At 60.8% G+C, this 21544-nt stretch carries 20 protein-coding genes; 11 read left to right on the top strand and 9 right to left on the bottom strand.

Annotation, left to right across the window (positions count from 1 at the left end; all coding sequences use genetic code 11):
• The first annotated feature begins 76 nt into the window (after positions 1 to 76).
• Entirely contained in the window at positions 77 to 1405 is a 1329-nt protein-coding gene (yegQ, locus tag EIY71_RS16340) for a tRNA 5-hydroxyuridine modification protein YegQ (RefSeq protein ID WP_134022317.1), read from the top strand.
• Between the two features lie 185 nt (positions 1406 to 1590).
• Entirely contained in the window at positions 1591 to 2598 is a 1008-nt protein-coding gene (locus EIY71_RS16335; protein ID WP_102717052.1) for a hypothetical protein, read from the top strand.
• Positions 2599 to 2658: 60 nt separating this feature from the next.
• Here the strand turns inward: EIY71_RS16335 and EIY71_RS16330 are convergent, their stop codons facing one another.
• The gene (locus tag EIY71_RS16330) at positions 2659 to 3525 is read right to left on the bottom strand and encodes a LysR family transcriptional regulator (protein WP_102717053.1); all 867 of its coding nucleotides are present in this window, start codon (positions 3523 to 3525) and stop codon (positions 2659 to 2661) included.
• 102 nt (positions 3526 to 3627) lie between these two features.
• Between EIY71_RS16330 and EIY71_RS16325 the strand changes: the two genes are divergently transcribed.
• A complete protein-coding gene (locus EIY71_RS16325) occupies positions 3628 to 4521 on the top strand; it encodes a DMT family transporter (RefSeq protein WP_102717054.1) in 894 nt (297 codons plus the stop codon).
• A gap of 12 nt (positions 4522 to 4533) precedes the next feature.
• On the opposite strand, the gene EIY71_RS16320 is transcribed toward EIY71_RS16325, so the two are convergent.
• Positions 4534 to 5250 carry a FadR/GntR family transcriptional regulator gene (locus tag EIY71_RS16320; protein WP_134022315.1) on the bottom strand — a complete coding sequence of 239 codons (717 nt, stop codon included), beginning with the start codon at positions 5248 to 5250 and terminating at the stop codon, positions 4534 to 4536.
• Between the two features lie 365 nt (positions 5251 to 5615).
• Here EIY71_RS16320 and EIY71_RS16315 point away from each other — a divergent pair, with 365 nt between their 5' ends.
• Together EIY71_RS16315 and gudD are read left to right on the top strand one after the other, a co-directional pair.
• Complete coding sequence (locus tag EIY71_RS16315; RefSeq protein ID WP_102687128.1) at positions 5616 to 6962, top strand: MFS transporter; 1347 nt, start codon at positions 5616 to 5618, stop codon at positions 6960 to 6962.
• Positions 6963 to 6976: 14 nt separating this feature from the next.
• Positions 6977 to 8320 (top strand): glucarate dehydratase, encoded by a 1344-nt coding sequence (gudD, locus tag EIY71_RS16310; RefSeq protein ID WP_134022313.1) that lies wholly within the window; start codon positions 6977 to 6979, stop codon positions 8318 to 8320.
• Here gudD and EIY71_RS16305 read toward each other — a convergent pair.
• Positions 8317 to 9192, bottom strand: a complete 876-nt coding sequence (locus EIY71_RS16305; RefSeq protein ID WP_039767644.1) for a LysR family transcriptional regulator — start codon at positions 9190 to 9192, stop codon at positions 8317 to 8319. The two genes, gudD and EIY71_RS16305, sit on opposite strands and share 4 nt — an antisense overlap.
• Positions 9193 to 9352: 160 nt before the next feature.
• Here EIY71_RS16305 and ampC point away from each other — a divergent pair, with 160 nt between their 5' ends.
• Entirely contained in the window at positions 9353 to 10519 is a 1167-nt protein-coding gene (gene ampC / locus EIY71_RS16300; protein WP_134022311.1) for a class C beta-lactamase, read from the top strand.
• A 73-nt stretch (positions 10520 to 10592) separates the two neighbouring features.
• Here ampC and EIY71_RS16295 read toward each other — a convergent pair whose 3' ends face one another.
• Positions 10593 to 11159 (bottom strand): DUF4174 domain-containing protein, encoded by a 567-nt coding sequence (locus EIY71_RS16295; protein WP_039767647.1) that lies wholly within the window; start codon positions 11157 to 11159, stop codon positions 10593 to 10595.
• 209 nt (positions 11160 to 11368) lie between these two features.
• Between EIY71_RS16295 and EIY71_RS16290 the strand changes: the two genes are divergently transcribed.
• Positions 11369 to 11845: a GNAT family N-acetyltransferase gene (locus tag EIY71_RS16290; RefSeq protein ID WP_134022309.1), complete on the top strand. Its 477-nt coding sequence runs from the start codon at positions 11369 to 11371 to the stop codon at positions 11843 to 11845.
• Here the strand turns inward: EIY71_RS16290 and EIY71_RS16285 are convergent.
• The 3 genes from EIY71_RS16285 to EIY71_RS16275 all read right to left on the bottom strand — a co-directional run bounded on the left by EIY71_RS16285 (position 11827) and on the right by EIY71_RS16275 (position 14763).
• Complete coding sequence (locus tag EIY71_RS16285; RefSeq protein ID WP_011335062.1) at positions 11827 to 12612, bottom strand: sulfite exporter TauE/SafE family protein; 786 nt, start codon at positions 12610 to 12612, stop codon at positions 11827 to 11829. The two genes, EIY71_RS16290 and EIY71_RS16285, sit on opposite strands and share 19 nt — an antisense overlap.
• A 105-nt stretch (positions 12613 to 12717) precedes the next feature.
• The gene (locus EIY71_RS16280) at positions 12718 to 13932 is read right to left on the bottom strand and encodes an MFS transporter (RefSeq protein ID WP_085745893.1); all 1215 of its coding nucleotides are present in this window, start codon (positions 13930 to 13932) and stop codon (positions 12718 to 12720) included.
• A gap of 81 nt (positions 13933 to 14013) precedes the next feature.
• Positions 14014 to 14763 (bottom strand): hypothetical protein, encoded by a 750-nt coding sequence (locus EIY71_RS16275; protein WP_134022307.1) that lies wholly within the window; start codon positions 14761 to 14763, stop codon positions 14014 to 14016.
• A 246-nt stretch (positions 14764 to 15009) separates the two neighbouring features.
• On the opposite strand from EIY71_RS16275, the gene EIY71_RS16270 reads away from it, so the two are divergent.
• The 3 genes from EIY71_RS16270 (at position 15010) to EIY71_RS16260 (ending at position 17570) form a co-directional block, all read left to right on the top strand.
• On the top strand, positions 15010 to 16158 hold the full coding sequence (locus EIY71_RS16270; RefSeq protein WP_134022305.1) for an aldose epimerase family protein: 1149 nt from the start codon (positions 15010 to 15012) through the stop codon (positions 16156 to 16158).
• 90 nt (positions 16159 to 16248) lie between these two features.
• Positions 16249 to 17070, top strand: coding sequence for an aldo/keto reductase (locus EIY71_RS16265; RefSeq protein WP_134022303.1), 822 nt, complete (start codon positions 16249 to 16251; stop codon positions 17068 to 17070).
• Between the two features lie 29 nt (positions 17071 to 17099).
• A complete protein-coding gene (locus tag EIY71_RS16260) occupies positions 17100 to 17570 on the top strand; it encodes a DUF1810 domain-containing protein (RefSeq protein WP_134022301.1) in 471 nt (156 codons plus the stop codon).
• On the opposite strand, the gene EIY71_RS16255 is transcribed toward EIY71_RS16260, so the two are convergent.
• Positions 17535 to 19895 carry a DNA polymerase II gene (locus tag EIY71_RS16255; protein ID WP_166673430.1) on the bottom strand — a complete coding sequence of 787 codons (2361 nt, stop codon included), beginning with the start codon at positions 19893 to 19895 and terminating at the stop codon, positions 17535 to 17537. The genes EIY71_RS16260 and EIY71_RS16255 overlap by 36 nt on opposite strands.
• 189 nt (positions 19896 to 20084) lie before the next feature.
• Between EIY71_RS16255 and EIY71_RS16250 the strand changes: the two genes are divergently transcribed.
• On the top strand, positions 20085 to 20525 hold the full coding sequence (locus tag EIY71_RS16250) for a CBS domain-containing protein (RefSeq protein WP_064380861.1): 441 nt from the start codon (positions 20085 to 20087) through the stop codon (positions 20523 to 20525).
• On the opposite strand, the gene EIY71_RS16245 is transcribed toward EIY71_RS16250, so the two are convergent.
• Positions 20526 to 21149: a glutathione S-transferase N-terminal domain-containing protein gene (locus tag EIY71_RS16245; protein WP_102717061.1), complete on the bottom strand. Its 624-nt coding sequence runs from the start codon at positions 21147 to 21149 to the stop codon at positions 20526 to 20528. It lies immediately after the preceding gene.
• Positions 21150 to 21544 lie beyond the last annotated feature (395 nt).

Genomic DNA, 21544 nt, shown 5'->3' with positions numbered 1-21544 from the left:
ATGGAGCATAGATCCAGATCAATAAACCCTCGGCGCAACTGCTCTACCCTGCCGCGCTTTTGCGACCGACGCCGCCATGACGACCTCCTTCACCCCCGAACTGCTCGCCCCCGCCGGCACCCTGAAAAACATGCGCTACGCCTTCGCCTACGGGGCCGATGCAGTGTATGCCGGCCAGCCGCGCTACAGCCTGCGGGTGCGCAACAACGAGTTCGATCACGCCAATCTCGCGCTCGGCATCCGTGAAGCCCAGGCCCAGGGCAAGCGCTTCTACGTGGTGGTCAACATCGCGCCGCACAACGCCAAGCTGAAGACCTTCCTCAAGGATCTTGCACCAGTGATCGAGATGGCGCCGGATGCGCTGATCATGTCCGACCCCGGACTGATCATGCTGGTACGCCGACACTTTCCGCACATGCCAATCCACCTGTCGGTGCAGGCCAACACGGTGAACTGGGCGAGTGTCGAGTTCTGGCAGCAACAAGGGCTGAGCCGAATCATCCTGTCCCGTGAACTGTCGCTCGAAGAGATCGGCGAAATCCGCGAACAAGTGCCGGGCATGGAGCTGGAAGTGTTCGTCCACGGCGCACTGTGCATGGCCTACTCCGGCCGCTGCCTGCTCTCGGGTTACATGAACAAGCGCGACGCCAATCAGGGCACCTGCACCAACGCCTGCCGCTGGAAATACTCGGCGCAGGAGGCCACTGAAAACCAGCTCGGCGAGATCGTGCAGACCTTCGAACCGCAACCGACCCTCGGCCTCGGCGCCCCCACCGATCAGGTGTTCCTGTTGCAGGAAGCCAACCGTCCCGGCGAACTGATGCCGGCCTTCGAAGACGAACACGGCACCTACATCATGAACGCCAAGGACCTGCGCGCGGTACAGCACGTCGAACGCCTGACCCGCATGGGCGTGCACTCACTGAAGATCGAAGGCCGGACCAAATCGCACTTCTATTGCGCACGCACCACCCAGGTCTATCGCCGGGCCATCGACGATGCGGTGGCCGGCCGCGAATTCAACCGCAGCCTGATGACCGATCTGGAATCCCTCGCCCAGCGCGGCTACACCGAAGGTTTCCTGCGCCGCCATGTGCATGACGAATACCAGAACTATCAGAACGGCAGCTCAGTGTCGGAGCGTCAGCAGTTTGTGGGTGAACTGACCGGCGAGCGCCGGGATCGACTGGCCGAGGTCAAGGTGAAAAACCGCTTCGCACTGGGCGATCATCTGGAACTGATGACGCCCAAGGGCAACTTCCATTTTGATCTGCATGAACTGCAGAACCTGAAAGGTGAAGCCATCGACGTGGCGCCGGGGGACGGGCACACGGTGTACCTGCCGATTCCGGATGCGGTGGATTTGCGCTTCGGGTTATTGATGCGGGATATCGGCGCCGCCTAATTATCCAATCCGCCCTACTCAGAGTAGAAACCTCCAATCGGGCAAGGCGACATGGATGGCGGCCATCAAGACTTGTCGAGTAACGCCGATAAACAGAGAGATCAAAAAACACTTCCCTTGCCAGGAATCGATCACAAAATGACGGCGGGGCAACCAAGTGCTTGGCCTACAAGGAGCGTTATCCAATGCTAGACCTCATATACATCGTCGAAGACCAGCCTGCATCCGCCCCCTCTGAAATAGATGACTCACGCTACACCCCAAACTTCACACTCTCAGGTCAAGACCCTGCGCTCCTGAGTGCAAAACCCAACTATTCAGGGCCAACTGCGGCTGCGCTAGCGGCCCTGTCCGCGTCGTCATTCCTGACTCCTATGCTGCCAATTTCTCTGATAGCTGGCGCCGCTGCAGCGGGTGCAGCAAGCATTGGCGGATCGCTTTTCACAAAAGATCGCAGTGCCACACCCGAGCAACCGCTCCCAGTCATAACAGAGGAATCACGTTCGCTCGCAGCGTACATACGACACCATTCGTTGTCCCGCAGCCAAGCAAAAGACGCTGGATATCGCTTCCAGCCTGGGCACCCCGTTGTTGGCAAGGCGTACCGTAAACACCCACTGAATGACTACCCAAATCCGGAAAATGGGAAACTGTACATCCCAAGCGACAGCTACGATGCAATCCTTCTGGAAGAGCGCGAGTCAGAACTGATCAAGCTGCTAGTCCATCTCGGGGCTACGAAAATCAGCATTACCAAAAAAGCCTCGGACAAAACCCGCAATACCATTACCGGAGGAGTGTCGGTGCAAGCCGGCTCCCTGGGAGGTGGAGATGCCAGTTACATGGGTAAAACTGAGCGCGACACTGACACACTCGACACTCGTGAATTCTCGCTAACTGGCAGATCCTGGAAAGCAGACAGCAAAGCCGATCGAGACAACTTCTTTTGGCTTTCCTACGAGCCATCCTGGAAGGCTGTCGTATTCGCCCGCGAAGTCGGCGGGTGCCTGACAGCCTCACTGGAAATAAAAGAGACCACGTCATTCTCCACGGACAAAAACCTGGAACTGTCAGTTAAGGCAAAACTAGTTGAAGTCGGCGCACAGGCAGGCAATTCGAATCTGGAAGCTGAAGAAAAAACATATTTCGTAAAAGCAGAATTCGCGCCGGTAAACCATAGCGCCGATGGTTGATGCAAGACCGTCAAGTCGCCCCGTATCCCTCATGAGGGGTCATGGGTGAAGGTGATTGCTTTATCCAGCGAACTCCTCGCGCAACATCGCCACAAATGCCTCACGCGCCGGGTGCACCCCGGCGTTTTCATGCCAGTAGAACAAGTTGTCGATGGCCGCCAGTTCCGGGAATTCGTAACCCGCACACCCCGCGCCTTTGGCGTATTGCTCGAACACGCCTTTAGGCACCAGGGCCACGCCGGCGCCGGCACTCACGCAACCGACAATCGCCCCGTAACTGGCCAGACTGACAATCGGCAACGCCAGGCCCTTACGCAACAGCCAGTGCTCCAACGCGGCGCGATACGGACAGCCTTGCGGCCACATGAACACGGTTTTGTCCTGCAAATCGTCGAGGTCGCGCACCGGCCCGAACGAGGTCGATGCGATCAGCAGCAATTCTTCGCGATACATCGGCGTGCGCTTGAGCTGCGAGCGCTCGACGTCCACCGCAACGATCGCGCCGTCGAGTCGATGGCTGACGGTATCGTCGAGCAGTTGCCCCCAGGTGCCGGTGGTCAGTTCCAGCGCCACGTTCGGGTAGCGCTTGTGAAATTTTGCCAGCAGGCGCGGCAAACGCCCGGTCGCCGAAGATTCGATGGCGCCGATGCGTAGCGGCCCGGAAGGTTCGGCGGCAGGATCGACTGCGCGCTTGGCTTCAGCCGTCAGTGCCAGAATCTTCTCTGCATAAGCGAGAAAGGTCTGCCCCGCCGGACTGATCCGCAGCCCGCGCCCTTCGCGCAGAAACAACGCCACACCCAGTTCCGCTTCCAGGGATTTGATCCGTGCCGTGATATTCGACGGGACGCAAAACAGCTTTTCAGCCGCTTTGGCGATGCTGCCGACCTCGGCCACGGTCTTGAACATGCGGATCTGCGCCAGCTCCATAATTCGTCACTCACAGTGAATGGTTGGCGCAGTATAAGTCAGTTGTGACGAATGATTGACCGCCCGGATACTTGGCGCATCAACCCTCTTGGTGCCTCGCTCATGCCTTCCACTTCGCCTTTGAAAATTCTGTTGGCCATGGCTTTCGTGGTCGGTTGCTGGGCCTATTCGCCGACCGGCATCCACATCGGCCTGCAAGCCTACGACCCCGGTCATCTGGCCTTGCTGCGGTTTCTGCTGGCGTCGCTTTTCATGGCGGTGATTGCAGGTTTCAAGGGCATTCATCTGCCGCGCCTGCAGGATTTGCCGCTGTTGTTTGCCCTGGGCTTCTTTGCCGTCAGCCTGCATCACGTGGTGCTGAACATTGGTCAGCAAAGCGTCAGCGCTGGCGCGTCGAGTGTGCTGGCGCAATCGACGCCACTGTTCAGCACGCTGCTGGCGCGGTTCCTGTTCAAGGATCGGGTCAGCGTCTGGCGCTGGGGTTGTGTGTTGCTGGGATTCGTCGGCGTGGTGATCGTGGTCAGCGGCGATCGCGGCCTCGGCAGCCTCGACGCGCACGGTTTATTGATCCTGCTGGCCGCCGTGTCATGGAGCGTTTACTTCGCTCTGCAAAAACACCACGCCGGACGCTACGACGGGCTGACGCTGGTTTGTTACACGGTGTGGTCCGGCACACTGTTGCTGTTGATCTACTTGCCGGGGCTGGCCGACAGCGTGGCCAGTGCGCCACTGCGGGTGCAATGGGCGGTGCTGGGTCTGGGCGTGTTTCCCAGCGCCCTCGCCTATCTGGCGTGGGCATTCGTGCTCAAGCATGTGGATCTGAGTCGGGCGACGATGACGCTGTACCTGATTCCGCCGACCGCGATGGGGATTGCCTCGGTGGGTTTAGGTGAGCGCCCGACGCTATTGGTGCTGGTGGGCTCGGCGGTAGTGCTGATCAGTGTCCTGGCGTTGAATCTGGAGCGGCCGACGGTGGTGCGGGCCATAGAGACTTGAGTCGCGGCGGCGTTAGGCGCCGCCCGCCGAAAACCGGTCACGACTATTGGTCAGGTGCAGCCACATCGCCGCACGCGCCGCGTCCGGGTCCTGACGCTTGATCGCATTGAGGATCGCTTCATGCTCAAGATTCGCCAGTTGCCCGAGCTTGCTCAAATCCACCGCCCCGCGCTCGGCCGCGTTGACCCGGGTGCGCGGGATCATTGCGCTGCCCAGGTGCTGCATGATTTCGGTGAAGCAGACATTGCCGGTGGCTTCGGCAATCAGCAGGTGGAAGCGCCGGTCGGCCTCGACGCAACTGTCGTTGTTGGCCAATAGACGCTGATAGTCGTCCAGCGCCTGACGCATCTGCGCCAGTTGTTGCTCGGTGCGGCGCTGCGCAGCCAGTGCCGCCGCTTGCGTCTCCAGTCCCATGCGCAATTCGAGAATGCTGCGCACGCCCAGCGCGGTGTCGACATTCAGCCGCAATCCCTGCTCCGGCGCGCGCTCGATCACGAAGGTGCCGATGCCGTGCCGCGTCTCCACCAGCCCCGACGCCTGCAATTTTGAAATCGCCTCACGCACCACGGTGCGACTGACGCCGTGTTCCTGAACGATCGAGTTTTCCGACGGCAACTTGTCACCGGGCAACATCCGGCCGAGCAGGATGCTCTGGGTGAGTTTTTCCACCAGATCATGGGCCAGGTTGTGCGCGCGTTTACGAGCGGGAGCGTCGAGGTCTTCTTGCATGGTCGGTTCCGGTGATCGAGGCAAACCGATCGTAGCACTGGCGGCGATGACTTGTATGAGCTCCTATGAATTTCGGGGCTCAACTTGTATGACAACACTCGATTTTAGCTACAAAATTTTCCACTGCGCCGAACAATCGCCTCACGATCACTGGCATAGAATGCTCTGCCATATTTAATACAACCCTTACCAAAGCCAACAAACAAGGCACTTTAAATCTTAAAAAGCATAAAAACCGCCTCCCGTAGACAAATTTGATTGAGCACACCCGCTTGTAGGACAAAAAAATCTAGTTGTATGATGTCTATCAACAACGCAGCACCCAGCCACACCCCGCATAAAAATAACGAGTGGGAGAAAACCAAGTGAAATCATCCATTGCCGGGATGAACGAGGGGGCCGATTCCGTGCTGTCCTCCGCCATTGCCAAAGTCAAACGCCACGTCCTGCCGCTGTTCGTCATCATGTTCATCGTTAATTACATTGACCGGGTGAACATCGGCTTCGTCCGCACCCACATGGAACACGACCTCGGCATCGGTGCCGCGGCCTACGGTTTCGGTGCCGGACTGTTCTTCATCGGTTACGCGCTGTTCGAGGTCCCCTCCAACATGCTGCTGCAAAAGGTCGGCGCGCGAATCTGGCTGACCCGCATCATGCTCACCTGGGGCCTGGTGGCCGCCGGCATGGCGTTCATCCAGAACGAAACCCACTTCTACATCCTGCGATTTCTGTTGGGCGTGGCCGAGGCCGGATTCTTTCCCGGGGTGATCTACTACTTCACCCGCTGGTTGCCGGGGGCCGAGCGCGGCAAGGCGATTGCGATCTTCCTCAGCGGTTCGGCCGTGGCCTCGCTGATTTCCGGCCCGTTGTCCGGTCTGCTGTTGCAGATCGAAGGTCTGGGCATGCACGGCTGGCAGTGGATGTATTTCATTGAAGGGATGTTCTCGGTTGGCCTGTGCGTATTCGTCTGGTTCTGGCTCGACGCCAAACCCCACGATGCGAAATGGCTGACCCGCGCCGAGCAGGATGCGCTGGTCAAAGCGATCGACGATGAACAGAAAGCCCGCGAAGCCGCGACCCCGATCCGGCCGTCGCTGGGCAAACTGCTCAAGGATCGCCAGATCATCCTGTTCTGCCTGATCTACTTCTTCATTCAATTGACCATCTACGCCGCGACGTTCTGGCTGCCGAGCATCATCAAGAAGATGGGCGAGATGAGCGACTTCCAGGTCGGCCTGTTCAACTCGATTCCGTGGCTGCTGTCGATCATCGGCATGTATGCGTTCGCCTCATTCTCGGCGAAGTGGAAACACCAGCAGGCGTGGGTCGCCACTGCATTGCTGATCGCCGCTGCGGGGATGTTCATGTCCACCACCGGCGGGCCGATCTTTGCCTTCGTCGCGATCTGCTTTGCCGCACTGGGTTTCAAATCCGCGTCGTCGCTGTTCTGGCCGATCCCGCAGGCCTATCTCGATGCGCGGATCGCCGCTGCCGTGATCGCGCTGATCAACTCGGTGGGCAACCTCGGCGGCTTCGTCGCCCCGACCACGTTCGGCTTGCTGGAACAACACACCGGTTCAATCCAGGGCGGCCTCTATGGTCTGGCCGCGACCTCGATCATCGCCGCGATCATCGTGTTCGCCGCCCGCATGACACCCAAATCCGCACCTGAAGTCGCCGTGGCCGATGCCGCGCCGAAACACGCTTGAAAGGACAATCCCAAATGACCGCACACGACATCGCCAAAGCCCCGATCATCACCGAGATGCAAGTCATCCCGGTAGCCGGCCACGACGGCATGCTGCTCAACCTGAGCGGCGCCCACGGGCCGTTTTTCACCCGCAACATCGTCATCCTCAAGGACAACGCCGGCCACACCGGGGTCGGTGAAGTGCCCGGCGGCGAACGTATCCGCCAGACTCTTGAAGACGCGCGCAGTCTGGTGGTCGGCAGCCCGATCGGCACGTATCAGAAGATCCTCAACCAAGTGCGCCAGACCTTTGCCGACCGCGATGCCGGTGGCCGTGGCCTGCAAACCTTCGACCTGCGCATCACCATTCACGCGGTCACCGGGCTGGAAGCCGCCCTGCTCGACCTGCTCGGCCAGCATCTCGACGTGCCGGTGGCGGCATTGCTCGGCGAAGGCCAGCAGCGTGATGAAGTGAAGATGCTCGGTTACCTGTTCTACGTGGGCGATCGTCGGGAAACCGACCTCGCCTACCGCAGCGAACCGGATGCCGACAATGACTGGTTCCGCGTGCGTCACGAGAAAGCCATGACCGCCGACGCCGTGGTGCGCCTGGCCGAGGCTGCCCACGCGCGTTATGGCTTCAAGGACTTCAAGCTCAAGGGCGGCGTACTCAGCGGTGATGCGGAAATCGAAGCGGTGACCGCACTGGCCGAGCGCTTCCCCGACGCCCGCATTACCCTCGATCCGAACGGTGCGTGGTCATTGAAAGAAGCGATCCGTCTGTGCCGCGACCAGCATCATGTGCTGGCCTACGCCGAAGACCCGTGCGGTGCGGAAAACGGCTATTCGGGCCGTGAAGTGATGGCTGAATTCCGCCGCGCCACCGGGCTGAAAACCGCCACCAACATGATCGCCACCGACTGGCGTGAAATGGGCCATGCGATCCAGTTGCAGTCGGTCGACATTCCGCTGGCCGACCCGCATTTCTGGACCATGCAGGGTTCGGTGCGCGTGGCGCAGATGTGCCACGAATGGGGCCTGACCTGGGGCTCGCACTCCAACAACCACTTCGACATTTCCCTGGCGATGTTCACCCACGTCGCGGCCGCCGCACCGGGCGACATCACCGCCATCGATACCCACTGGATCTGGCAGGACGGCCAGCGCCTGACCAAGGCACCGCTGCAAATCGTCGACGGCTGCGTGCAAGTGCCGAAGAAACCGGGGCTAGGCGTCGAGCTGGACATGGATCAGGTGGCCAAGGCCCACGAACTCTATAAAGACATGGGGCTCGGCGCGCGGGATGACAGCGTGGCGATGCAGTTTCTGATTCCGGGCTGGACGTTCGATAACAAGAAGCCGTGCCTGGTGCGCTAAGCCTGCGCAGCCTCCAACAGCCAGTGCCTGAACGCCGCCATTGCCGACGTCTCCGGCCGTGACTGCAAGCGCGTCAGCCAATAGCTGCCGGTGGTGATTTCGATGGCAAAGGGTTGGCGGATCAGGTCCGCCGCCAGTTGCCGGGCAAACATCAACGGCGGCGCCAGTGCCACCCCACCGCCCTGCAACGCCGCTTCCATCATCGCCAACGACGAGTCGAACACGATGCTCTGGGGCGGCGCAGCATGGGTCGCCAGACCCGCCGCGTGAAACCATTCCGGCCACTCATCGGTGCGATAGGAGCGCAGCAAACGCTGCTGCAGAAGATCCCCCGGCGTGTGCAGTTGCCGGGCGATTTCCGGCACGCACAGCACCGACAACGGCGCCTCCAGCAAACGGGTCGCCTCGATACCGTGCCACGCCCCGGCGCCAAACCGGATCGCGTAATCCAGCCCTTCGGCGGCGACGTCCACCCGGTTGTTGTTGGTCGACAGTCGCAAATCTATGAGCGGATGTTTCGCCTGAAAGTCTGCCAGCCTCGGCAACAGCCATCCCACCGCGAAGGTGCCTACCGCACCGACCGTGAGCATTTCCCGATATTGCCCGCCCGCCAGACGCTCGAGCATCTGCGCGATATGATCGAACGACGTGGTCAGCACCGGCAGCAGGGTTTCGCCCTCGCCGGTCAGCATCAGCCCACGGGGCAGGCGTTTGAACAGGATCACGCCGAGTTGCGCTTCCAGGCTTTTGACCTGATGGCTGACGGCCGCCTGGGTTACGCACAACTCCACGGCCGCACGAGTGAAGCTCAGGTGGCGCGCAGAGGCTTCAAAGGCGCGTAATGCATTCAAGGGCAATTGAGGTCGAATCATGCCAAATCCCAAATTTTTCTAATGGCTCATCCGAGTTTTCATCGTTTGTCGAAAGACGCCGGACTGCCTAGATTTGGCGGCGCCGATCAGCCGGCCCGACGGAAAACGCTCGCAGTGTAGCGGGATAACACCATCAACACTCATGGAGAGTGGTTCACGCATGTCTTCGATCAACCTGAACAAACTCAAGTCCTACAGCGCTTTTGGACTTTTCTTCAGCGCTGCCACCTGCCTGGCCGCCCCGCAAACCGACGATCAGCTGCAGGCGCTGGTCAAGGCCACCGTGACCCCGGTCATGCAGCAACAGGACATTGCGGGGCTGGCCGTGGCCGTGACCGTCGATGGCAAGGCACATTACTTTAACTACGGTGTCGCTGACAAAAGCACCGGGCAAGCGGTGAATGAAAACACCCTGTTCGAAATCGGCTCGGTGAGCAAAACCTTCACCGCAACCCTCGCCGCCTACGCCCAGGCCAGCGGCAAACTGGAGTTCTCCGACAAGGCCAGCCAGCACTGGCCCGAACTGAAAGGCAGCGCCTTCGACCACATCAGCCTGCTGCAACTGGGCACCTACAGCGCCGGCGGCCTGCCGCTGCAATTCCCGGAGGCTGCGGATTCTTCCGACAAGATGCTCGGCTATTACCAACAGTGGAAACCGACGTATCCGGCCGGCAGCCATCGCCTGTATTCCAACCCGAGCATCGGCCTGTTCGGCTACCTGGCCGCAAAAAGCCTCGGCCAGCCGTTCAATCAGGTCATGACCGAAACCCTGCTGCCGAAGCTCGGACTCAAACACACCTTCCTGTCGGTACCGGCGTCTGAACAAAAGCTCTACGCCCAAGGCTATGACAAGAACGACAAACCCGTTCGAGTCAGCCCCGGCGCCCTCGACTCCGAAGCCTACGGCGTAAAAACCAGCGCCGCGGACCTGCTGCAATTCGTCGAAGCCAACCTCGACACCACAAAACTCGAAACACCCCTGCAAAAAGCCATCGCCCTCACCCACACCGGCTACTACACCGTCGGCGACATGACCCAGGGCCTGGGCTGGGAACGCTACGCCTACCCGATCACCCTCGACCGCCTGCTGGACGGCAACTCGACGCCGATGGCCATGGAAGCGCACAAGGTCAAATGGCTGAATCCGCCACAGCCTGAACCGGCGAACGTGCTGCTGAATAAGACCGGCTCCACCGCTGGCTACGGCGCATATGTCGCGTTCGTGCCATCGAAGAAAGTCGGGATCGTGATTCTGGCGAACCGCAATTACCCGAATGGAGAGCGGGTGAAGATTGCGCACAGGATTCTGGGTGAATTGACCCGGTAATCACTCCATAAAAAACGGGCGACCTGAGAAGGTCGCCCGTTTTTTCGTTTCTGATCAGCCCTGAATCAAAACATCAATCATCCGGCATTTCCGGCGGCTTAGCCGGTTTGGTTGGCTTCGCCGGTTTGGTCCCTTTTGCGCCTTTGGCCGGTGCGGGTTCTGCAGCAGCCGGGGCAGTCACCACGGTGGAAGTAGCTTCTTTCTCGGCGGCTGGCATTGCATCGATGGTTTCGAAAATCTTCTTCAAATCGACCGCCGCGGTTTCCTCCCCCGAAGCCGTCAGTTTGGTCTCGCCATCCTTGCCCACCAGGAAGACTTTCGGATACGCCCCGGCGCCCAGCTTCAGCGAGCGCAGCAGCGCCATGGTTTGCTGCTGCTCGAGGCTTTTGCCATCGACCTGACCGCTCATGCTCAGGATGGTGTAAACCTTGATCTTGCGGTCGGCGATGCCTTGTTTGTTGGCCGGGTCGTCCAGCGCTTTTTTCAGGCTGACCCAATAAGAATCGACCGTACTGGAAGCGATCACGATCAATGGGCGGTTAATGCCCTTGTCGACGTCCAGAGGGGAATCGCCGTCGGCGGCGAACAGGGGGCCGGCAATCGCCAGCAAGAGTGTCAGGGTCAGTGACCTGATGAGCATGCGCATCTCCTTTTGATATCCACGCTCTAATGATTGCGCATCGCGGCGATTGTTCCGGGGCTGCCCGGCAAAAGTGTTTCGCCTTGCCCAAAGCTTAGGTCAGCACCGATTTTGCGCAACCGGTCGGGCGCGATCATGTCGCGCATTTGATTACCTTTTATGACCGCATTAGGGTGGCTGTTCAACCTGTGAAATGGAGTTCAACGCGCATGCACATCGACTACCTCTGCCATCACCCGCAACTGATCGAGGAACTGGCCGAACTCAACTTCAAGGAATGGGGCCAGTACAAACCTGAAGACACCCTCGCCAGCCGCACCGAACGTATGCGCGCCGCCTGCGGCAAAGGTGCGATTCCCAGCGTGGTGGTGGCGATCGAAGACGGAAAACTGCTCGGCGGTGCGCTGCTGATCGACAGTGACATGGACACCCGTCCGCAACTGACGCCGTGGCTGGCCGGGGTCTACGTGAAGGCCGAACAGCGTGGCCGCGGGATCGCTCCGCAGCTGGTCAACCGCATCGTCGAGGAAGCTGCCGCACTGGGCGTGCCGCAGTTGTACCTGTACACCGATGCCGCGCAGTCACTGTATGCGCGGCTGGGTTGGGAAGTGCTGGAAGAAACGGAGTACGACGGATTGCCAGTGACGGTGATGAAGCGGGCGCTCGATCAAAACGCCAGCTTGTAACCGATCAACACCAGCATCGTCGCCAGGCACGGGCGCAGCAGTTCATCGGAGACGCGGCCGGTCAGGTGGCTGCCGAGCCAGATGCCCGGCAGCGAGCCGACCAGCAGAAAGCCCAGCACGCCCCAGTCCATGTTGCCCATGCTCGCGTGGCCGAGGCCGGCGACCAGGGTCAGCGGTACGGCGTGGGCGATTTCGGTGCCGACCAGGCGGCGGGTCGGCAGCAACGGATAAAGGATGAACAGCGCGACGGTGCCGAGGGCGCCGGCGCCGATGGAGGTCAGGGCAACCATGGTGCCGAGGATCAGACCGGTGATCACGGTCATGACATTCAGGCGCGCGCCGCTCGGGTTGTAGTTGCCGCCGGCACGTTTGTGGGCGAATTCCAGCAGGCGCTTCTTGAACAGAATCGCCAGCGCCGTGGCGAACAGCACAAAACCGAGCGCTTGCTTGATGATGGCGTTCATCGCGTCCGGTGCGGTGTGCAGGGTGCTGAGGAACCACAAGGTCATCGCCACCGCCGGGACACTGCCCAGGGTCAGCCAGCCGGTGATGGCCCAGTCGATGTTCTTGTTCTTCCTGTGGACCAGCACGCCGCTGGATTTGGTGATGGCTGCGTACAGCAGATCCGTGCCCACCGCCGTGGCCGGATTGATACCGAACCACAGCAGGATCGGCGTCATCAACGAACCGCCGCCGACACCGGTCATACCGACGATGAACCCCACGACCAGCCCGGCAATCACCAGGCCGAAATTTGCCAATTCCATTAAGACGTCCAGACAAACCACAGGAAAAATCCGGCCCGCAGGATAACCAGTTTTCTTATAACGCCCTATATCGATAGGATCTATCGTTATGCCATTTCATCAGTATCAGTGCTGTCGTCGGCCCGGTTTGAAACTGTGAGTGCTGTTCAGCCAGACCGTCGCCAGTGCGATCAGCGACAGGATCAGCAACGCCCACGGAAACGACATCGCCCCTGCCCGGTCCAGCAGCAAACCACCGAACAATCCGCCGCCGGCAATCGCCACGTTCCACGAAGTGGTGAGCATCGCTTGCACCACATCCACATGTTCTCCGGCGGAGTCCGCTGCGGCAGTCAGCAGCAACGTCGCCGAGCCACCGAACGACAGGCCCCACACCGCCATGCACGCATAAATCAGCCAAGGCGACGGCGCGACCAGTGCCAGCACCAGTGCGGTCACGGCAAACACCGCGAGGCTGATCAGCGCCAGCCCGCGCAGCCAGCGATCCACCAGCAGGCCGATAACCCAGATCCCCAGCAGCGAGCACAGACCGAAGACCAGCAGCACCAGATCGACACGTTCGCCAAGACCGGCCTGCGTCAGAAACGGCGCGATGTAGGTGTAGAGAATGTTGTGGCCGAGCATCCAGGTCAGCACCACAAACAATACCGGGCGTACGCCGGGCAAACGCAGCGACTGCATCAGCGGCAAACGCTCGGCGCGGGCCTGACCCGGACGATCCGGCACCGCGATGACGATCCACGCCGCCAGCACCAGCGCCAATGCCGACATGATCCCGAACGAGGCGCGCCAGCCGATCACATTGCCCAGCCAGGTGCCGGCCGGCGTGCCCAGCGACAACGCCACCGGCGTGCCAAGCATGGCAATCGCCAGCGCCCGCCCCTGCTGATGCACCGGCACGATCCCCCGCGCGTAACCGGCCATGATCCCCCACGACAGCCCCGCCGCCATCCCGGCCAGAAACCGCGAGGCCAGGGTCAAACTGTAATGGCTGGAAAACGTGGTGATGGTGTTGAACAGCAGAAACCCGCCGACCGTCATCAGCAGCACCCGCTTGCGCCCCCAGCCACGGGTGGCGACCGTCAGCGGAATCGCCGCGACAATCGAGCCCAGCGCATACAGCGTCACCAGTTGCCCGGCCAGCACTTCACTGACGTTCAGGCCGGCACCGATCTGCGGCAACAAACCGGCCGGCAGGGTTTCGGTGAGGATGGCGATGAAGCCGGTCATGGCAAACGCCAGCAACGCGGCGTAAGGCATTTTGTCGGTGCGGGTGGCACGTTCCAGGCTCGTGTAATCGGCGCTTGCGGGGTCGGTCATGACAGGTGCAGCTCCCTTTGAGTCAAATCGGACGACGGATTGTATACAAACACGATCGTCCGCCACTCTAACCGACTTGGCTCACTGCACTGGCAAAAAATTCAAAAACAGCAGGCTCTGGGCGTAATTCAGGCCAATGCGCCGGTAGCGCTCGTCGAGCATCTGGGTCAGCAGATCCAGACGCGCCACGACTTTACCGAACTCCGTGGCGAAACTCAGGTTGCTGCCCTCCTCGGAAATTTCGTTGGAAAACAGCAGCGGCTGGCCTTCCTTGTTCTGCCGCTGGGCGAGGATCCACGTGGCTTTCTCGATGTTGCGCGCGGCGTTGTTGACGAAGGTCGGGTTGATCGCATCGGTCATGTAAAACTCGGTGCGATTGCCGTGAGCGGTGACCAGCATGCTGCCGATCGCATAGATGAATGCGCCGACCCGGTCGCCGAGGAACTCCGGGCTCATGGCATAGCTCAGCGCCGCCAGGTCTTTTTTGCCGCCGAGGGTCGGCAAAGGCTGTTGCTGCTCGATGGCCAGCCGCACTTGTTTGACCGCGGTCTTGACGTCGAGGAACCCGGATTTGCGCAGCTCGTCCGGGTTGCGCAGGTACAACTTGCCCATCAAGCGATAGAGGCTGTCGAGGTTGTCGCGCATCGCCAGTGTGGCCATGCGATCGACGCTGGTCTGGAGAAATTCCTGAGGCCTGCCCTCGCGCATCTGAGTGATGAAATTGTTGCCGTCCTGATGGCTGCAACCGCTGAGCAACAGCGTCGACAAAAAGGCCAGCAGCAGGCACGGGCGATGAATGAATGCAGCGATGGGGTGCAAAACTCTCGGCATGAATTCTTTGACGGACACGTTCCTGTGCGGCGGAAGTCACCGCACCCTGGCCATGGATAGAGCCGGGGATTTCGCAAAAGTGCAGTGCCGGCGTGGATTCCCGACCTTCGGCGCTAACTACTCAAGGCATTAAGTCCGACTTTATTTTTGCATTAATCGTTTCATCCGCTATAAATCTTCACGCAACCATCAATTAGCATGACTATTGAGAGATTTTTAAAACAACAACAAAAAGGAAGGTCAACCATGCTTCAATCCCGACACTCACTCTGCGGCCTCGGACTGTCCCTGATGATCGCCACCCTCACCGCCCAGGCCGCCGGCCTGACCAGCGAACACAAAGCCTTCGGCAAGACCAATGACGCCACGCCCGTCGAGCAATACATCCTGCGCAACAGCCACGGCATGCAAGCCACGGTCATCACCTACGGCGCGACCTTGCAGGCGCTGCAGGTACCGGACAAACACGGCAAGCTCGACGACATCGTCCTCGGTTTCGACGATGTGCAGGGTTACCAGAAAGGCACCGCGTACTTCGGCGCGACCATCGGCCGCTTCGGCAATCGCCTGGCCGACGGCGCCTTCGAACTCGACGGCAAGCGCTATCAAGTGCCGCAGAACGACAAGACCAACGCCTTGCATGGCGGCACTCAGGGCTTCGACAAAAAGGTCTGGAAGGCGAAGGAAACCAAGGACAAGGATTCGGTCGGCGTGACCCTGACCTACCTGTCGGCGGATGGCGAAATGGGTTTTCCCGGCAACCTCACCACTGAAGTGACCTACAGCCTCACCGACAGCAACGAGCTGCGCATCGACTACAAGGCCAGCACCGACAAACCCACTGTGCTCAACCTGACCAACCACAGCTACTTCAACCTTGCCGGCGCCGGCAATGGCGACATCCTCAAGCAAGTCGCCACCCTGCACGCCAGTCACTACACCCCGGTCACCGCCAAGCTGATCCCGACCGGCGAACTGGCCCCCGTGGCCGGCACGCCGATGGACTTCACCAAACCCACCGCCATCGGCCAGCACATCAAGGCCGATCACCCGCAATTGAAATTCGCTGAAGAGAAACAAGGCGGTTTCGATTTCAACTGGGCGCTGGACACCAAGGGTGACGTCAGCAAACTCGCCGCCGAAGTCAGCGACCCGCAGTCCGGTCGCCATTTGCAGCTGTACACCAATGAACCGGGCGTGCAGTTCTACACCAGCAACTTCCTCGACGGCACGGTCAAGGGCAAGGGTGGCAAGGTCTATCCGCATTGGGGCGCGTTCACCCTGGAAACCCAGCACTACCCGGACTCGCCGAACCAGCCGAACTTCCCGAGTACCCGCCTCGATCCCGGCCAGACCTACACCCAGAGCGTGGTGTTGAAGTTCTCCGCCAAGTAAGCACCTGACCTCCTTTCTGGAACCGGACGGAACCCGTGGGCTATCCTGCTGCCCACCCAAGGTATCGACCGTTTCAGAAAGGAGGTTTGAATGCGTACCCTCGAATTGGCTGGCGTGCAGGTGCCGTTGATTGGCCAGGGCACCTGGCGCATGGGCGAAGACCGCTCGGCGCACAAGCGTGAAGTCGCGGCCCTGCGCAGCGGCATCGAGCTGGGCATGACCCTGATCGACACCGCCGAAATGTACGCCGAGGGCGGTGCCGAAAGCGTGGTCGGCGAAGCCATCGCCGGCCTGCGCGATCAAGTGTTTCTGGTGAGCAAGGTCTACCCGCACAACGCCAGCCGCAAAGGCATTTCCCAGGCTTGCGAGCGCAGTCTGCGCCGGCTCGACACCGATTACATCGACCTCTATTTGCTGCATTGGCGCGGCCAGTATCCGCTGGAAGAAACCGTCGAAGCCTTCGAGCGTCTGCGCGAGGACGGCAAGATCGGTCGCTGGGGCGTGTCGAACTTTGATGTCGACGATCTTGAGGAACTGTCGAGTTCGGTCTGCGCGACCAATCAGGTGCTGTACAACCTGGAAGAACGCGGCATCGAATTCGACCTGCTGCCGTGGTGCCAGCAACAGCGCATGCCGCTGATGGCGTACTGCCCGATCGGCCAGGGCGGCGCCATGCTTGCCGAGCCGGTGCTGAAACAGATTGCCGCTCGTCACGGCGTGACCCCGGCACAGGTTTCGCTGGCGTGGATTCTGCGTCAGGATGGGGTGATTGCGATTCCCAAGGCCGTGCGCCCGGAACACGTGCAGCTCAATGCACAAGCGGCGCAGCTTCAACTTGATGCCGGGGATCTGGCGGCGCTGGACCAGGCGTTTCACGCGCCACAACGCAAGCAGCGGCTGGCCATGGTCTGAGCCACCGCCGACTGACAGAGGGCTTCGCCATGAGAAGCACTGATCAGGACGATCCATTCAACCTGCAACGCTTCGTGCTCGCTCAGGATCCGGTGTTCGAACGGGTCCAGCGCGAGCTCGGCGAGGGCCACAAGCGCAGCCACTGGATGTGGTTTGTGTTCCCCCAGTTCGCCGGGCTCGGGGGCAGCGAGATGTCGCGGCGGTTCGCGATCAGCTCGGCGCCGGAAACCCGCGCCTACCTCGACCACCCGTTGCTCGGCGCCCGGCTGCGGACTTGCACGCAGCTTGTGCTGAATGTTCAGCAGCGTTCGATTGCCGAGATCTTCGGCCATCCGGACGACCTGAAATTCCACTCATCGATGACCCTGTTCGCCCAGTTCGCCGACGACGACAGCCTCTGGCATCAGGCGCTGGAGCGTTACTTCCACGGCATTCAGGACGAATGGACCCTGCAACTGCTGGACTCAAAACAGGCCCAGTTGTCCCCCGATCAGGGTTGAGAAATCGTCGTCGACAAACGGCAGGATCGCATCCGCCACCGGTTGCAGCTGGCGGGTGATGTAGTGGTCGTAGTCGATGGCCGCGCGGCGCACTTCCAGCGGTTCGGGCCCGGCCAGGGTGATGACGTAGCTGATCCAGCCGCCGTTCTGATACTGGCGCGGGCGACCGTGCTGCGCGTTGTAATCGTCTGCCAGCCGTGCGGCGCGCACGTGGGGCGGCACGTTGCGTTCGTAGTCGTCGAGGGTGCGGCGCAGGCGCTTGCGGTAAACCAGTCGTTCGTCGAACTCACCGGCCAACGTCTTGCGCACGTACTCGCGCACGTATTCCTGATACGGCTTGCGCTGGAAGATCCGCTCGTACAGCTCCTGCTGGAATTGCCGGGCCAGCAGCGACCAGTCAGTGCGCACGGTTTCCAGGCCTTTGTAGACCATTTCTTCGCTGCCGTCGGCGCGGGTCACCAGACCGGCGTAGCGCTTTTTGCTGCCCTCTTCCGCGCCACGGATGGTCGGCATCAGGAAGCGCTTGTAGTGGGTTTCGAACTGCAATTCGAGGGCGCTTTCCAGTCCGTATTGCTCACGCACATGCTCGCGCCACCAGTCGTTGACGTGCGCAACCAGCGCCCGGCCAATGGTCGCCGCTTCTTCCTGACCGTGGGGGCGACGCAGCCAGACGAAGGTCGAGTCGGTATCGCCATAAATCACCGCATGCCCCTGAGCCTCGATCAGCTGTCGGGTGCGCAGCATGATTTCGTGGCCGCGCAGGGTGATCGATGACGCCAGCCGCGTATCGAAAAACCGGCAACCGCTGGAGCCGAGCACGCCGTAGAAGGCGTTCATGATGATCTTCAGCGCCTGGGACAACGGCGCATTGTGTTCGCGCTTGGCGGTCTCGCGGCCCTCGGCGACCCGGGCGACGATGGACGGCAGGCAATGCCGGGTGCGAGAGAAACGAGCGCCGCGAAAACCCGGCACCGAGTCGCTGTCATCCGGATGCTGCAAGCCTTCGATCAACCCCACCGGGTCGATCAGAAAGGTGCGGATGATCGACGGATAAAGACTCTTGTAGTCGAGCACCAGCACCGATTCGTACAACCCCGGCTGCGAGTCCATGACAAACCCGCCGGGGCTGGCCTGCGGAGGATTGGTACCAAGGTTCGGCGCCACAAAACCCTGACGGTGCATCAGCGGCATGTACAAATGCGTGAATGCCGCCACCGAGCCGCCGCTGCGATCCGCCGGCAGACCGGTGACGCTGGCGCGCTCGAGCAAAAATTTCAGCAGTTCGGTCTTGGCGAAGATCCGCGTGACCAGCTCGCAGTCCTTGAGGTTGTACTTGGCGAGCGCCGGTTTGTCCTCGGCGAACATGCGGTTGATCTCGTCCATGCGCTGGTACGGGTTGTCGATGGACTTGCCCTCGCCGAGCAGGGTCTGGGCAACGTTTTCCAGACTGAACGACGGAAAGCTCCAGGTCGCCGAACGCAGGGATTCGATGCCGTCGATGATCAACCGTCCCGCCGCTGCAGCGAAGTAGTGATTGCGGCTGCCGTGTTCGCGCCACTGCATTTCCTCGCCGCCACGCCCGAGCTTGAGCGGCACGCCGAGACGCCGGGCGTGTTCGTGAAGGATGCGCAGATCGAACTGCACGAGGTTCCAGCCGATGATCGCGTCGGGGTCGTGACGGGCGAACCAGTCGTTGAGCTTCTTCAGGATCAAGGTGCGCGATTCGCAGTACTCAAGATCGAAATCGACGATGCTGTGATCGCCGTTCGGTGCGCCGAGCATGTACACCTGCCGTTCGCCGCAGCCTTCCAGCGCGATGGAGTACAAATCGCCCTGCTCGGTGGTTTCGATGTCCAGCGAGACCAGCCGCAGTTGCGGACGATAGTCGGGCGCTGGCTTGAGGTGGGCGTCGAGCAGCACACCCTCGGCATCGGGCGTGCCGCTGAACCACACCGGCGCGGTGATGAAACGCTCCATCAGGTAGCGCTCGGGTGGTCGCACATCGGCTTCGAAGACGTCGACACTGTGGCGGTTGAGCGCGGTTTCCAGGCGCATCAACTGACCATGCTGCTGGCAATACAGACCGAGCACCGGGCGATGCTCGAAATCCTGCAAGGCCAGGGGGCGCAGTTCGACGTTCTTTTCGTCCGCCAGCACCCGCTCGGCCTGCTCGCGCTGCGCCGCAGGGATGAATGCCACCGACGGCTGATGCGGCAGGCGCACACGGCGCGGCCCGGCGTCGGTCGCCAGCCAGAACTCGACTTCGGTGCCGGCCGGGATGTCGCGCCAATGCCGGGTCAGGACGAAGCCCTGCTGTAAATCCACCACTGCAACCTCAGGAATTGATTCAGACGGGCATTCTACGCGGCATTGCCGTAACCCGTGACAAAGGCCTCGCCATGAAAAACCCGGTCAAATGACGTTTTTTGCGTGTTATCTGCCGTTTTGCGGCCTTGCCCTGCGCGCCTGCGTCTACGATGCTTGGAGAACAACGACAACACCTGAGTAACCGCCATGAAAACCGTCGCCCAGCTGCTCAAGCTCAAAGATCCGAAAAATCAGGAAGTGCACCAGATCAAACCCGATCACATGGTGCTCGAAGCGCTGATGAAAATGGCCGAGAAGAACGTCGGCGCCTTGCTCGTGGTGGAAGACGACAAAGTGGTGGGCATCATCAGCGAGCGCGATTACGCGCGCAAACTGGTGCTGCACGGGCGCTCCTCGGTGGGCACGCCGGTGCGCGACATCATGGTGGCGAACGTGATCACGGTGGACACCCACCAGACCGTCGACACTTGCCTGGGCATCATGTCCGACAAACGCTTGCGTCACTTGCCGGTGGTGGAGAACGGCAAGCTGATCGGCCTGCTGTCGATCGGCGACCTGGTCAAGGAAGCGATTGCCGAACAGGCCGAGCTGATCAAACAGCTGGAGCAGTACATTCGCGGGGAGTGATCAGCCGGGCCAATGCCGCGCAAAGACCGGCGCCAGCACCGGGTGTCGGTCGATGCGCTGCAGCCACGCATGGAAACCGGGTCGGGCCTGGCGCAGGTGTTCGCGGGCACCGGCCCAGCGCGTGACCACCGCCGCCAGCACATCCAGTGCGCCCGGTGTTTCATCGTCCAGGTACAGCTCGGCCGAGAACTGATCGGCAAACACCTCCCAGCTCCAGTGCAGTCGTTCCCGCGCCCCCGCCATCAAATTCTGCCGCGAGGCCTCGTCCGGCATCACCAGCCAGCGTTCCGGGTAATCAATAATCCCGATGGCCGCATAGCAATTGCTGACGATGTACACCAGGCCCCGAATCGCCTGATCGCGGTCAGCGCCGTTGGCCGGCAGCAGGCCGGATTGCGCAAAGCTTTGCCCCAGATGAATCAGGATCGCCGCACTTTCGGTGATGACACTGCCGTTCGGCAGTTGCAGGGTCGGGATCTGTTTGAGCGGATTGAGCCGCGCTAGCTCCTGCGCCGCTTCCGCGCTGGCCTCGATATCGATGAAGCGGTAAGCCACCTGACACAGCTCGAGCGCCGCCTCGATGGCCGCTGCCCCTGAGTTGCGATGTCCGTAGAGCTGATACATAACCCCTCCTCCACTGCGAAAGGCGTCCTGCCTGGCTCTATTTATAGCTGTTGTATCGAATTTGGCACGGATTGCGCATTCATCGCCAGCTTGCGAATCCCTGATCTCGCAAAACAGCGCTGGCGGTGCCCATCCCGCACCAAGAGCAATCAGCGAACGCTATCCGCGTTCTTGTAAGGTGCGATACCGAACCAAAAGTTCGCGTATCCGAGCTGGCAACAAGGAGTTCACCGCGTGAATCTTCATCTGCTGCGCCACCCTCTTCTCTCCGTGCCCCTGTACCTGCGCCGTGTTCGTCCTGCGAACTGTCCGTGCATTCCTTTTATTACCTGAACGCCTGCACTATTTATTTTTTAAATAGCACGCAGGAAGTCATTGCGTGCGCGCCGAATTAA

The organism is Pseudomonas sp. CH235 (genome assembly GCF_004368175.1).
In the GTDB taxonomy this organism is placed as follows: domain Bacteria; phylum Pseudomonadota; class Gammaproteobacteria; order Pseudomonadales; family Pseudomonadaceae; genus Aquipseudomonas; species Aquipseudomonas paraglycinae.
The sequence above is the reverse complement of the archived record's forward strand: the minus strand, read 5'-3'. Positions and strand labels throughout refer to the sequence as shown.

Coding starts and splice junctions, on each gene's coding strand:
- yegQ (WP_134022317.1), top strand. CDS start 77: ATGACGACCTCCTTCACCCCCGAACTGCTCGCCCCCGCCGGCACCCTG.
- EIY71_RS16335 (WP_102717052.1), top strand. CDS start 1,591: ATGCTAGACCTCATATACATCGTCGAAGACCAGCCTGCATCCGCCCCC.
- EIY71_RS16330 (WP_102717053.1), bottom strand. CDS start 3,525: ATGGAGCTGGCGCAGATCCGCATGTTCAAGACCGTGGCCGAGGTCGGC.
- EIY71_RS16325 (WP_102717054.1), top strand. CDS start 3,628: ATGCCTTCCACTTCGCCTTTGAAAATTCTGTTGGCCATGGCTTTCGTG.
- EIY71_RS16320 (WP_134022315.1), bottom strand. CDS start 5,250: ATGCAAGAAGACCTCGACGCTCCCGCTCGTAAACGCGCGCACAACCTG.
- gudD (WP_134022313.1), top strand. CDS start 6,977: ATGACCGCACACGACATCGCCAAAGCCCCGATCATCACCGAGATGCAA.
- EIY71_RS16305 (WP_039767644.1), bottom strand. CDS start 9,192: ATGATTCGACCTCAATTGCCCTTGAATGCATTACGCGCCTTTGAAGCC.
- ampC (WP_134022311.1), top strand. CDS start 9,353: ATGTCTTCGATCAACCTGAACAAACTCAAGTCCTACAGCGCTTTTGGA.
- EIY71_RS16295 (WP_039767647.1), bottom strand. CDS start 11,159: ATGCTCATCAGGTCACTGACCCTGACACTCTTGCTGGCGATTGCCGGC.
- EIY71_RS16290 (WP_134022309.1), top strand. CDS start 11,369: ATGCACATCGACTACCTCTGCCATCACCCGCAACTGATCGAGGAACTG.
- EIY71_RS16285 (WP_011335062.1), bottom strand. CDS start 12,612: ATGGAATTGGCAAATTTCGGCCTGGTGATTGCCGGGCTGGTCGTGGGG.
- EIY71_RS16280 (WP_085745893.1), bottom strand. CDS start 13,932: ATGACCGACCCCGCAAGCGCCGATTACACGAGCCTGGAACGTGCCACC.
- EIY71_RS16275 (WP_134022307.1), bottom strand. CDS start 14,763: ATGCCGAGAGTTTTGCACCCCATCGCTGCATTCATTCATCGCCCGTGC.
- EIY71_RS16270 (WP_134022305.1), top strand. CDS start 15,010: ATGCTTCAATCCCGACACTCACTCTGCGGCCTCGGACTGTCCCTGATG.
- EIY71_RS16265 (WP_134022303.1), top strand. CDS start 16,249: ATGCGTACCCTCGAATTGGCTGGCGTGCAGGTGCCGTTGATTGGCCAG.
- EIY71_RS16260 (WP_134022301.1), top strand. CDS start 17,100: ATGAGAAGCACTGATCAGGACGATCCATTCAACCTGCAACGCTTCGTG.
- EIY71_RS16250 (WP_064380861.1), top strand. CDS start 20,085: ATGAAAACCGTCGCCCAGCTGCTCAAGCTCAAAGATCCGAAAAATCAG.
- EIY71_RS16245 (WP_102717061.1), bottom strand. CDS start 21,149: ATGTATCAGCTCTACGGACATCGCAACTCAGGGGCAGCGGCCATCGAG.